This is a genomic window from Streptomyces sp. NPDC098101 (assembly GCF_044760185.1).
Lineage (GTDB): Bacteria > Actinomycetota > Actinomycetes > Streptomycetales > Streptomycetaceae > Streptomyces.
Genome location: NZ_JBIWAS010000001.1, coordinates 78450 through 90665, shown reverse-complemented (window position 1 = coordinate 90665; position 12216 = coordinate 78450). Strand labels below are relative to the sequence as shown.

Here is a 12216-nt window from a genome sequence, read left to right as displayed (position 1 = left end):
AATGGGCCGGTCGGCACCCGGGAGGGTGAACCGACCGGCCCAAAGGGTGGTCCCGACGTGCCGCGGGGTCAGTCCCGGGCGGGCTCCGCCGTCTTGGCGCCGCTCTCCTCGTACCTGCCGTCGAGGCGGGAGACGAGGCCGGTGACCTGCCGGGCGACGTCCGGGGCGGTCAGGCCGATCTCGGCGAGGACCTCGGCGCGGGAGGCGTGGTCGAGGAAGCGCGGCGGGATGCCGAAGTCGCGCAGCGGCACGTCCACCCCGGCGTCGCGGAGCGCCTGGGCGACGGCCGAGCCGACGCCGCCGACGCGGCTGTTGTCCTCGACGGTGACGACGACCCGGTGGCGCTCGGCGAGCGGGGCGAGGGCCTCGTCGACGGGCTTGACCCAGCGGGGGTCGACGACGGTGGTGGAGATGCCCTGCCGGTCGAGCAGGTCGGCGATCTCCAGGCACATCGGCGCCAGGGCGCCGACCGAGACCAGGAGGACGTCGGGCCGGTCGGTGCCGGGCTCGCGGAGGACGTCCATGCCGCCGACGCGGCGCAGGGCGGGGACGGCGGGGCCGACCGCGCCCTTGGAGAAGCGGACCACGGTGGGCGCGTCGGTGACCTCGACGGCCTCGCGCAGCTGGGCGCGGACCTGGTCGGCGTCGCGCGGGGCGGCGAGCCGCAGGCCGGGCACGACCTGGAGGATCGACATGTCCCACATGCCGTTGTGGGAGGCGCCGTCGGTGCCGGTGACGCCGGCCCGGTCGAGGACGAAGGTGACGCCGCACTTGTGCAGGGCCACGTCCATCAGGACCTGGTCGAAGGCGCGGTTGAGGAAGGTGGCGTACACCGCGAAGACCGGGTGGAGGCCGCCGGTGGCGAGGCCGGCCGCGGAGACCGCGCCGTGCTGCTCGGCGATGCCGACGTCGAAGACCCGCTCGGGGAAGGCCTTGGCGAACTTGTCGAGGCCGACGGGCTGGAGCATGGCCGCGGTGATGGCGACGACGTCCGGGCGCTCCTTGCCGAGGGCGACCATCTCGTCGGCGAAGACGCCGGTCCAGTCGGCGCCGGAGGTGGCGATCGGGAGGCCGGTGTCGGGGTGGATCTTGCCGACGGCGTGGAAGCGGTCGGCCTCGTCCTGGAGGGCCGGCTGGTAGCCGCGGCCCTTCTCGGTGAGGCAGTGGACGATGACGGGGCCGCCGAAGCGCTTGGCGCGCGTCAGGGCGGACTCCAGGGCCTCGATGTCGTGGCCGTCGATGGGGCCGACGTACTTGAGGCCGAGGTCCTCGAACATGCCCTGGGGGGCGATGAAGTCCTTGAGGCCCTTCTTGGCGCCGTGCAGGGTCTCGTAGAGCGGCTTCCCGACGACCGGGGTGCGCTCCAGGATGTCCTTGCCGCGGGCGAGGAAGCGCTCGTAGCCGTCGGTGGTGCGCAGGGTCGCCAGGTGGTTGGCGAGGCCGCCGATGGTGGGCGCGTAGGAGCGCTCGTTGTCGTTGACGACGATGACGAGCGGGCGGTCCTTGGCGGCGGCGATGTTGTTCAGCGCCTCCCAGGCCATGCCGCCGGTGAGGGCGCCGTCGCCGATGACGGCCACGACGTGGTCGTCCTTCTTCAGGACCTCGTTCGCCTTGGCCAGGCCGTCGGCCCAGCCGAGGACCGTGGAGGCGTGCGAGTTCTCGATGACGTCGTGCTCGGACTCGGCCTGCGAGGGGTAGCCGGAGAGGCCGCCCTTCATCTTGAGCTTCGAGAAGTCCTGGCGGCCGGTGAGCAGCTTGTGGACGTAGCTCTGGTGGCCGGTGTCCCAGAGGACCTTGTCCTTCGGGGAGTCGAACACCCGGTGCAGGGCGATGGTCAGCTCGACCACGCCCAGGTTGGGTCCGAGGTGCCCGCCGGTCTTGGAGACGGCGTCCACGAGGAACGTCCGGATCTCGTCGGCCAGCTGGTCCAGCTGTTCCGGGGAGAGCCGGTCCAGGTCTCGCGGTCCCCTGATACGGGTCAGCAGAGCCACCCGTTCCTCCTTGCGTTTGAGCTGGTCGAGCTTGCCGATTTGTCGAGTCTAATGTTCCGTCTTGGATCGTGGGCAGCGGGCCGGGGAGTGAGGCGTCACTCCGACGGTCTACGGGCCGCTGATCCGTACGGCTCCGTACGGGCGCGTGCACTGCTCCGGACGCACCGGTGCCCGGCGCCGGTTTCACGGCGCCGGGCAGGTGTGGCGAGCGTTACGCGCGCGTGGCGCTCCGGTGAGCGCGGCGCGCTAGGCGCGTCCGGCCGTCTTCTGGGTCTTGCGGGAGACGGAGTCGATGATCACGGCGATGAGCAGGACCGCTCCGGTGATCATGTACTGGATCGCGTTGGAGGACAGGTTCATCTGGTTGAGGCCCTGGACGATCGACTGGATGACCAGGATGCCCAGGAGCGCCGACCAGACCTTGCCGCGTCCGCCGAACAGGGACGTGCCGCCGATGACCGCCGCGGCGATGCACATCATGAGCTGGTTGCCGCCGCCGAGGGAGCGGTCGGCGCCGCCGGTCGCGGAGGCGAGGAACAGGCCGCCGATCGCGCCCATGGTGCCGGAGATCATGAAGACCGAGACCCGGATCCAGGAGACGTTGATGCCGGCGCGGCGGGCGGCCTCGATGCCGCCGCCGACCGCGAAGACCTGGCGGCCGTAGGTGGTGCGGCGCAGGACGAAGTCGGTGACGAGCAGGATCACCAGGAAGATCACCAGGGAGAGGGGCAGGCCCTGCTCCTGGTTGAAGCCGTACGCGGCGACGAGGACCAGGACCGCGAGGACGGCGGTGCGCAGGATGATCTCGCTCTGCGGGCGGTGCGGCAGGTCGGCGGCCTTGCGGCGGTGCGCGTCGCGGAACTGGGCCAGGTAGAAGGCGGCGATCACGACGGCGGCGAGGCCGTAGGCGGCGGCGACGTCGGAGAAGTAGTACTTCGTGAGGTCGTTGACGAAGCTGCCGATCGGGGTGGAGATGGTGGAGCGCTCGCCCATCACCCAGGTCTGCAGGCCGGCCCAGCCGAGGAAGCCGGCGAGGGTGACGACGAAGGCGGGCACGCCGATCTTGGCGAACACGATGCCGTGGAAGGCGCCGATCAGGGTGCCGGACAGGATGCCGAGGAGGATGGCGAGGCCGTCGGGCATGTCGGTGCCGAGGACGCCCCAGACGGAGCCGGCGAGGCCGGCCACGGAGCCGACGGCGAGGTCGATCTCGCCGAGCAGCAGCACGAAGACGATGCCGACGGCCATGATGCCGGGGCCGACCGCGTACAGCGTGATCTGGTCGAGGTTGTACGAGGTGATGAAGTTGCCGGTGAGGGCCTGGAAGACGATGCCGATGACTATGAGGCCGACGACGACGGGCAGCGAGCCGATCTCGCCGGAGCGGATCTTGCGCTTGAACTCGTCGACGTAGCCCTTGAAGCCCTGCTCGCGGACGAGGAGGCGGGGGTCGACGGCGGGGATCGCGGCGGCGGCCGGGGTCTCGGTGGCCGGCGCGTCGGCGTCGGGGGTGCGGGGCTCGGGCACCGCGGCCTCTTCGCTCGCGGCGGGAGGGGTGTTGCTCACTTCGCTACCTCCGCGTTGCGGGCCTGGCGGCGGGTCACGGCGTTGTCCGTGGCACCGGTGATCGCGGCGATGATCTCTTCGTGCGTGGTGGTGGCGACCGGGAAGGTGCCGTTGTTGCGGCCCAGGCGGAGGACGGCCACGGTGTCCGCGACGGCCTTCACGTCGGCCATGTTGTGGCTGATGAGGATGACGCCGAGGCCCTGCTCGCGCAGCCGCTCGACCAGGTCGAGGACCTGGGCGGTCTGCTCGACGCCGAGGGCGGCGGTCGGCTCGTCGAGGATCACGATCTTCGGGTCGCCGACCAGGGCGCGGGCGATGGCCACGACCTGCCGCTGGCCGCCGGAGAGGGCGGCGACGGGGATGCGGACGCTGGGGATGCGGATGGAGAGGGTGGAGAGCAGGTCCTTCGCGCGCTTCTCCATGGCGACCTCGTCGAGGACGCCGCCCTTCTTGATCTCGCGGCCGAGGAACAGATTGGCGACCACGTCGAGGTTGTCGCAGAGGGCGAGGTCCTGGTAGACGGTCGCGACGCCGAGGTTCTGGGAGTCGTGCGGCCGGGAGATCTCGACCCGCTCGCCCTCCCACTCGATGACGCCCTCGTCGATCGGGTGCACGCCGGCGATCGTCTTGACCAGCGTGGACTTTCCCGCTCCGTTGTCGCCGACGAGCGCGACGACCTCACCTGCGTGGACTTCGAGATCGACACCGGAGAGGACCTGGACCGCTCCGAATCGCTTGAAGATCCCGCGCAACGCCAGCACGGGCGTCTGGGACACGTGAACCAACTCCTTCGCCGCCCGCGGACGGCGGCACGTCGCGCCGCCGGTGCAGCGCCAACAAAGTTCTGGGGGGTGGGCTTCGTCCGGCCCCCGGGCCGACAGCGGGGTCTGGGTCGGCCGGGGACCGGACGGGCTTGGGGGAACGGATCCGGGCCCGTCGCCGGTCGCCGTACGGGGTGTTCACCCTCTGTACGCGGGCGGGCGGCGGCCGCGCGTCCGGCGCCGTCTCGGTCGGGAGACGGCCGGGGTGCCGGGCGCGGCCGGGCGGGGATCCGCGGCGCCGGGCCCCGGAGGGCCCGGCGGGGTCGTGCCGGGTGTTACTTGATGCCCAGCTCGGTGCACTTGGCGGCGAGGTCCGCGGTGCAGAGGTCGGCGGCCTTGTAGATGCCGTCCTTGACGACCGTGGTCTGGATGTTGGTCTTGTCGACCACGACCGGCGGGAAGAGCGTGGACGGGACGCCGTCGGTGTCGCCCTGGGCGCCGAGGTCCTTGCCCTGGAGCAGGTTCACCGCGAACTTGGCGGCCTCGGGGGCCAGCTGGAGCGGCGACTTGTAGATCGTGAAGGTCTGGGTGCCGGCGATGATGCGCTGGATGCCCGCGACCTCGGCGTCCTGGCCGCCGACCGGGATGCCCTTGATGCCGGCGTTCTCCAGGGAGGTGACGATGCCGCCCGCCATGCCGTCGTTGGCGGAGTAGACGGCGCCGATCTTGTCCTTGCCGACCGAGGAGATCGCGGCGGACATCTTCTCGCCGGCGATCTTCGGGTCCCACTCGCCGGAGGCCTCGTAGGCGATCTTGCCGACCTTGCCGTCGAGCGCGGTGTGGGCGCCCTTCTTGAACAGGGCGGCGTTCGGGTCCTTCTCGTCGCCGTTGATCATCACGACGTTGGCGGCGGCGGCCTTGTCGCCGAGGGCGGCGAGGAGGGCCTGGCCCTGGAGCTCGCCGACCTTGTTGTTGTCGTGGCTGACGTAGGCGTCGGCGCCCTTGACCGCGCGGTCGTACGCGACGACCTTGACGCCCTTGGCCTTGGCGTCCTTGACCCAGCCCTCGGCCTTGGTGGCGTCGACCGGGTCGAGCGCGATGACCTTGATGCCGTCCGCGATGAACTGGTCGAACTGCTGCTTCTGCTTGACGACGTCGGAGACGGCGTTGTTGTAGACGACCTCGCAGTCGCCGCACGCGGCCGTGACGGCCTTCTCGAACTGGGGCTTGTCCAGGGCCTCGTAGCGCGAGGTCTTGTTCTCGGGAAGGAGCAGGCCGATCTTGGTCGAGCTGCCCTTGTCGCCGCTGTCGTCGCCGCCGGCCTGGCCACAGGCGGCGAGCGAGAGGGCCATCGACACCGCGGCCGTGGCTATGACGGCACGACGCGTCACTGCGTTCATTTGGGGTTGCCTCCCTGACGAGGCCGCGACGTTGCGGCCGAGGTGGCACGAAGTCAACTCGGCCGCAACGTTGACGTCAAGAAGTAAATTCTTAACGAGATGACAACGGTGGTGTTCGTTATCTAAGTGAAGGCAAGCCGGGAGGCCGGAGCGGCGGCGGGCAGGGCGCTCTCCAACAGGGTCGAATCGCCCATTTCGCTCAGCACGAGGGCGAGCGCGCCCAGCACCTCGGCGCGCCCGCCGAGGGCCCCCTGGGCCAGCGAGAGCTGCCGGGCGGCACTGGGGATCGCGTACCGCGAGACGGAGTCCCTGATGGGCGCCAGGACCAGCTCACCGGCCTCCGCGAGGTCGCCGCCGAGCACCACCCGGCTGGGGTTCAGGAGGTTGCAGAGGTTGGCGATGCCGCTGCCGATGTGCCGCCCGACGTCCGCGATCACCCGGCGGCAGCCGGGGTCGCCCTCGCGGGCCAGCTGGACGACCCGCTCCATGGTCAGGTCGGGCCCGTGGCTCGGCTGGAGCAGCGGCAGGACGTAGCGGGCGGCCGTGAAGGTCTCCAGGCAGCCCCGGTTGCCGCAGCGGCAGACCGGGCCCGACTCGTCCAGGGTGATGTGCCCGATCTCCCCCGCGGTGCCGCCGGGGCCCCGGTAGACCCGTCCGTCTATGACCAGACCGGCGCCGACGCCGCTGGCCACCTTGATGTACGCCAGGTCCTTGACGCCCCGGCCGCCGCCCCAGACCAGCTCGCCGAGCGCGCCGAGGTTGGCGTCGTTGTCGACGTGCACGGGGACCCCGAGGCGGCCCGAGAGCTCCTCGGCGGGGTTGATGCCGCTCCACCCCGGCAGGATCGACGTGGAGCCGAGGGTGCCGGAGGAGACGTCGATCGGGCCCGGGACGCCGAGGCCCACGCCGATCACCTTGTCCGGGCCGATCCCGGTGGTCAGGATCAGCCGTTTGACCAGCTGTTCCGCCCGGTCGAAGCCCTCGGCGGCGGAGGCGTCGACGTCGAGCGGCTCGGCCTCCTCGGCGAGCACCTGGTGGGCGAGGTTGCCGACGGCGACCCGGAGGTGGGTGTGGCCGAAGTCGACCCCGATCACGATGCCGGCGTCGCCGGAGAGCGAGACGCTGCGGGCCCGGCGCCCCCCGGCGGAGGTGGGCGTGACCTCGACGGTGCCGCCGTCCTTCAGCTCCCGCACGATGTTGGAGACCGTGGCGGCGGAGAGGCCCGTCGCCCGGGCGATCTCCGCCTGGGTGAGCGAGCCGGCCATGCGCACCGCCCGGACGACCCGTTCGAGATTGGCCCTGTGCAGAGAGGTCTGCGAACCCGGAGTCTCCATCGACTCACTCACTCCCACCGTTTTCTCCAACATGTGAACTCTAAGGGGACGCTTTCGGCTTGGTCCCCGTCAAGACCTTGAGTGACGGAGGTGAGGGTCACACGGTGTTCGCGGCGGGTTTCCCGGGCCGTCCTCCCCCGGCCCCGTACCGCCGGAAGGGCCCCCGGCGCGCGGTGCGCCGGGGGCCCTTCGGGAGCGGTGGGGGCCGGTGCGGCCCGGGGGGTCACTTCACGGCGCCGGCGGTCAGACCGGCCACCACCTGCCGCTGGAAGATGATGTACGCGGCGAGGACCGGGAGCATGGCCATCACCAGGCCGGCGAAGAGTCCGGACCAGTCGCCCTTGTAGCCCTGGCTGACCGCGAGCTGGACGAGCCCCTGCGAGAGCACCTTCCGCTCCGGCTCGGTGTTGAGCACGGTCGGCAGCAGGTACTGGTTCCACTGCCCGAGGAAGTTGAAGATGCCGACGCTGATGAGGCCCGGCTTGGCCATCGGCAGCATCACCTGGAAGAAGGTCCGGGTGTGCGAGGCCCCGTCCACGAAGGCCGCCTCCGCCACCGAGGTCGGCAGGGTGCGGAAGAAGGCCGTGAGGAAGAAGACGGTGAACGGCAGCGAGTACGCGATGTACACGAGGATCAGGCCGTGCAGCGTGTTGAGCAGGGCCATGTTCTGCATCACGTAGAACAGCGGCACGAGCGCCAGGATGATCGGGAAGCTCATCCCGCCGATGAAGAGGAAGTAGATGAAGCGGTTGCCCGGGAACTCGAAGCGGGCCAGGACGTAGGCCGCCATCGAGCCGAAGAGGAGCGTGCCGAGGAGCGAGCCGCCGACCACCAGGATGGTGTTCAGGAAGTAGTCGCTCATGTGGGCTTCGGTCCAGGCCCGCGACCAGTTCTCGAAGTGCAGCCGGTCGGGCAGGGCCCACGGGGAGGTGAAGATCGCCCGGTCGGTCTTGAAGGAGGTCATGACCGCCCAGAGCAGCGGCATGGCGACCATGATCGCCCAGAGGATCAGGATGCCGTGCGAGAAGACGTTGAGGGTGACGCCCTCGCCCTTCGGCTCCTTGCGGGGCGCGGGGGCCTTCGTCTTGGTGACCACGGGGTCCGGTCCCGACGGGGGGCCGGGGTTCTCCACGCCGGCGGGGGTCGTGTCGGTGATCTTCATCAGAACTCCAGCCGCTCGCGCCGGCCCAGCTTCATCACGACGGCCGCGAAGGCCAGGGTCACGACGAGCAGGGCGACGCCGATGGTCGTGGCGTAGGCGGCCTGACCGTCCCGGAACGCCTTCTGGTACACGTACAGCGGCAGGACGATGGTCGAGTAGTCGGGCCCGCCGCCGCTGGGACCGACGGTCATGATCTGGACGACGGCGAAGGACTCGGCGCCGAGGGCGAGGATGCCCATGTAGATCCACCCGGACTGCACGGTGTCCCAGAGCAGCGGCAGGGTGATCTTGAAGAAGGTGGTGAAGCGGTTCGCGCCGTCGAGGAGGGCCGCCTCGTAGAAGTCCTTCGGAATGGACGCCATGCCGGCCGAGAAGAGGACGACGAAGAATCCGACGGTGGACCAGACGAGGACGACCATCACGCAGATGAGGGCGAGGTCCGGGTCTCCGAGCCAGTCCGGCTGGACGCTGCCGAGACCGACGCCCTTCAGTACGGAGTTGATGGCTCCGCTGTTCGGGTTGTACGCGAACTGGAAGAGCAGCGCGACGATCGCGATCGACAGCACCTGCGGGAAGAAATACACGATCTTGTAGAAGGACGACCCGCGCACACCGGCGATGGCCGCTCCCTTGCGGCGCCGACCGCCGACATTGAGCATGAAGGCGAAGAAGAGCGCGAGGCCGACGGTCACCAGCGGCAGCACCACCGCGAAGGTCAGGCTGTGCTGGAGCGATTTCCAGAAGATCTCGTCGTCCAGCATCCTGCTGTAGTTGTCGAATCCGATCATTCCGAATTCGGGGCTCAGTCCGGTCCAGTCCGTGAAGGAGTAGTAGATGGACTGGATGAACGGCCAGATGACGAAGAGCGCGTAGAGCGCGAGGGGGGCCGCCAGGAACCCCACGATGAAACGGTACTTGCCGTGTTGCATTTCCTACCGACCCCGATCTTTCCCGCGCCGGGCACGCCGCTCGTGCCGCGCGCCAAGGGGCCGGGGCCCGCTCCCGGTCGGCGGGAAGGGGCCCCGGCACCGCTCATCAGTGCTTGTAGTGCTTGATCGAGGAGTCCTTGGCCGCCTCGTCGGCGAACTTCTGGATCTTCTTGATCGTCTCGGCCGGGGTGGCGCGGCCGGCCATCATCTCGCCGATGCCGGCGACGCCGATCTTCTCCTTCTGGAGGGCGACGTACCAGTCCTGGAGGCGCGGGTTGACGACGTTCTGGCCGGCCTTCTCCAGGGCGGCGACGCCGGACTTCAGGCCCGGGGAGAGCTCGATGCCGTCGGTGCCGCCGTTGAGGGCGGTCAGGGACTTCACGGACTGCGTGAAGTTCTTGGAGGAGGCCTCGCTGAGCATGATGCGCAGCTGCTCCATGCCGCCCTCGGCGTTCTTCGCCTTGGCCGGGACGATGAAGGGCTCGCCGCCGGCGGCCCAGATGGTGCCGAACGGCATCTTGTCGGAGGCGTCGAGGCCGGTCGGGCCGGAGACGGCCAGGGCGAAGTCGGCCGGCATGGTCTTCGCCGCCTCGTTCTCGACCCAGGAGCCGTTCGGGATGAACAGCGCCTTGCCCTCGGTCCAGGCGGTCTGCGACTGGATGTGGTCGAGGCCGGGCGTGCCCTTGAGGATGTAGCCCTTCTGGACCAGCTCGTAGTACGCCTCGAAGCACGCCTTGACGGCCGGGTGCTCCCAGGCCTTGGGCTCCAGGTTGTCGATGGCGTCGAGGACCTCGCGGCCGCCGACCTTGCCGATCATCGGGTAGAGCGAGAAGGGGACGTAGTACGGGTGCTTGCCCGCGTACGTCCAGGCGGCGATGCCCTTCTTCTTGGCCTTCTCGCAGACGGCCAGCATCTCGTCCCAGGTCTCCGGGTACTTCGCGTCGAGCGAGTCGAGGAGCTTCTGCGAGTACCAGACGCCGTAGACGGTGTAGGCGTAGTTGAGGATCCAACACTGCTCGCCGTCGAACTGGCCCATCTCGACGATGCCGGGCCGCAGGGTGTCGCGGACCTTCTTGCTCGGGTCGTCGACGGACGGCGCGTCGAGCAGCGGGGTGAGGTCGGCGAGCTGCTTCTGGCCGACCAGGACGCCCATGTCCATCTGCTCGGCGCCGGAGTTGTCGATGAGGTCCGGCGGGGTGCCGCCGTTGAAGCGCGGCTGCAGCGTGGTGGTGATCTTCTGGGTCGGGGTGAACTTGACGCTGGCCTTGGGGTAATTCGTCTCGTAGACCTTGATCGCGTCCTTGGCGTACTGCTGTCCGAATCCGCCGTCGAAGAGGACGAAGTCGAGCGGTGCCGACTCGTTCACGCCGAGCGGGTTCTTGTCGGACTTCGTACCCTTCTCGACCTTTCCGTTGCCACCGCTGTCACTGCTCGCACAGGCGGACAGGAACCCCATGGTCGGTACGGAGATCAGACCGATAGCGGCGGAACGCTTGATCAGATCGCGACGGCCGAGGCCCTCATTGGTCTGTGCGGAGGTGGATCCCATGCTCAAGTCCTCGCCTTCATTCAGGACTCAGGCGGTGTACCGGTCGCCCGTTCTCACTCGCCTCAGGCGAAGGGCCCCGCCACCGCGGTCATTTGCAGCCGGGTCGTGCACGCGTCGGTCCGTCGTCGATGGATACGACGGCCTGGACGCGACAGGTATAGTCCACTTCCCTTCGCCTGAGCAAGATCGAAAGCAGGTTTCGACAACCATCTTTCCCGAGTTGAGACCTGCGGGATAACCACGCTGGATCTGCGGCGTTTCGTCCAACCATCCGTCCGCCGACACCCTTGACACGGGTCCGGAACTACCCGTACGGGGGCCGGGACGCGGCCCCGACGGCGCGGCCCGGAGACGCCGAGGGCAAAGGGGGCATACCGTCGAACCGAAACGGTTGTGTCCGGAGCGAAACAGTTGTGTCACAGACCTCCTGTGGGATGAAGGTTCGATGAGAACGATCCGCAATCATGAGGGTCCCGCCGCAGCGCGCCCGGACGAAGGGCGCGGCGGCGCCTTCCTCATTCCGTACGGATCTGGAGTACATACGTGGCCAAGACTTCCGGCCTGAACCGCACGGGCACCCTGTCCCGTATCACCGTGGCCGCCATAACGGCCGCGCTCGTCGGCACCACCACCGCCGCCGTCGCGGCCGACGCGCCGCCGTCCTTCACCCCCGCCGCCGAGCAGTCCTCGAACGCGACCGCCTTCGCGGCCGCGGCCGTCCCGACGCCGCGCAACTACCTCTACGGCGTCGACAGCGCGGGCACCATCTGGGGCTACAAGCCGGTCGGCGGGGGCGTCATCCAGCGCCAGGCGGACAACTCCGGCACCGGCTGGACCTCGCACAAGCACTTCACCCAGGTCGACCTGGACGGCAACGGCGGCTCGAACGGCTTCTACGCCGTCCGCAGCGGCCGTCTGCACTACACCGACGTGGGCGCGCCGCGCGACATCGGCGGCGGCTGGCAGATCTACAACGAGATCATCTCCGCCGGCAACACCGGCGGCGCCGCGTCGGACGACCTGATCGCCCGCGACGGCTACGGCGTGCTGTGGCACTACCTGGGCCACGGCAACGGCAACCTGACCCCGCGTTACCGGGTCGGCGGCGGCTGGGACGCCTACACCCAGATCGCGGGCAAGGGCGACCTGACCCGCGACGGCAAGGCCGACCTCGTCGCCCGCGACAAGTCCGGCGTGCTGTGGCTGTACAAGGGCACGGGCAACTACAAGGCGCCCTTCAGCTCCCGCACCCGCATCGGCGGCGGCTGGAACGAGTACAACGCCCTCGTGTCCACGGGTGACCTGAACTTCGACGGCGTCGCGGACCTCGTCGCCCGCGACAAGGCCGGCGCGCTGTGGCTGTACAAGGGCACGGGCAAGGCCTCCGCCCCGTACAGCGGCCGCGTGCAGATCGGCACCAACGGCTGGAACGGCTTCCGCGAGCTGTTCTGACCGTCCCGCCGGTGAACCGGTGAACGGCGACACGAAAGGGCCCCGCTCCTCCTCCGAGGAGCGGGGCCCGCT

The 12216-nt window shown here is 69.5% G+C and carries 9 protein-coding genes; 1 reads left to right on the top strand and 8 read right to left on the bottom strand.

The window, feature by feature from the left end; all coding sequences use genetic code 11:
- Nucleotides 1-68 precede the first annotated feature (68 nt).
- From dxs to ngcE, 8 genes are all read right to left on the bottom strand, one after another.
- Entirely contained in the window at nt 69-1991 is a 1923-nt protein-coding gene (gene dxs / locus ACIQVI_RS00385; protein WP_351971082.1) for a 1-deoxy-D-xylulose-5-phosphate synthase, read from the bottom strand.
- 246 nt (nt 1992-2237) lie between these two features.
- Nucleotides 2238-3557: a sugar ABC transporter permease gene (locus ACIQVI_RS00380; RefSeq protein WP_403589524.1), complete on the bottom strand. Its 1320-nt coding sequence runs from the start codon at nt 3555-3557 to the stop codon at nt 2238-2240.
- Nucleotides 3554-4342 (bottom strand): ATP-binding cassette domain-containing protein, encoded by a 789-nt coding sequence (locus ACIQVI_RS00375; protein WP_163013871.1) that lies wholly within the window; start codon nt 4340-4342, stop codon nt 3554-3556. The genes ACIQVI_RS00380 and ACIQVI_RS00375 overlap by 4 nt, the downstream gene beginning before the upstream one ends.
- 311 nt (nt 4343-4653) lie before the next feature.
- Entirely contained in the window at nt 4654-5718 is a 1065-nt protein-coding gene (locus tag ACIQVI_RS00370) for a substrate-binding domain-containing protein (RefSeq protein WP_351969773.1), read from the bottom strand.
- Nucleotides 5719-5840: 122 nt separating this feature from the next.
- A complete protein-coding gene (locus ACIQVI_RS00365; protein WP_351969772.1) occupies nt 5841-7052 on the bottom strand; it encodes an ROK family transcriptional regulator in 1212 nt (403 codons plus the stop codon).
- A gap of 223 nt (nt 7053-7275) precedes the next feature.
- Nucleotides 7276-8214: a carbohydrate ABC transporter permease gene (locus ACIQVI_RS00360; protein ID WP_351969771.1), complete on the bottom strand. Its 939-nt coding sequence runs from the start codon at nt 8212-8214 to the stop codon at nt 7276-7278.
- A complete protein-coding gene (locus ACIQVI_RS00355; RefSeq protein ID WP_121831248.1) occupies nt 8214-9143 on the bottom strand; it encodes a carbohydrate ABC transporter permease in 930 nt (309 codons plus the stop codon). Before ACIQVI_RS00355 ends, ACIQVI_RS00360 begins: the two co-directional genes overlap by 1 nt.
- A gap of 106 nt (nt 9144-9249) precedes the next feature.
- Nucleotides 9250-10692, bottom strand: coding sequence for an N-acetylglucosamine/diacetylchitobiose ABC transporter substrate-binding protein (gene ngcE / locus ACIQVI_RS00350; RefSeq protein ID WP_351969770.1), 1443 nt, complete (start codon nt 10690-10692; stop codon nt 9250-9252).
- 543 nt (nt 10693-11235) lie between these two features.
- On the opposite strand from ngcE, the gene ACIQVI_RS00345 reads away from it, so the two are divergent.
- Nucleotides 11236-12144 carry a VCBS repeat-containing protein gene (locus ACIQVI_RS00345; RefSeq protein ID WP_351969769.1) on the top strand — a complete coding sequence of 303 codons (909 nt, stop codon included), beginning with the start codon at nt 11236-11238 and terminating at the stop codon, nt 12142-12144.
- Nucleotides 12145-12216 lie beyond the last annotated feature (72 nt).

Bases quoted from the DNA above. Each gene is read 5' to 3' on its own strand.
- ACIQVI_RS00370 (WP_351969773.1), bottom strand. From the start codon at position 5,718: ATGAACGCAGTGACGCGTCGTGCCGTCATAGCCACGGCCGCGGTGTCG.
- ACIQVI_RS00365 (WP_351969772.1), bottom strand. From the start codon at position 7,052: ATGGAGACTCCGGGTTCGCAGACCTCTCTGCACAGGGCCAATCTCGAA.
- ACIQVI_RS00360 (WP_351969771.1), bottom strand. From the start codon at position 8,214: ATGAAGATCACCGACACGACCCCCGCCGGCGTGGAGAACCCCGGCCCC.
- ACIQVI_RS00355 (WP_121831248.1), bottom strand. From the start codon at position 9,143: ATGCAACACGGCAAGTACCGTTTCATCGTGGGGTTCCTGGCGGCCCCC.
- ngcE (WP_351969770.1), bottom strand. From the start codon at position 10,692: ATGGGATCCACCTCCGCACAGACCAATGAGGGCCTCGGCCGTCGCGAT.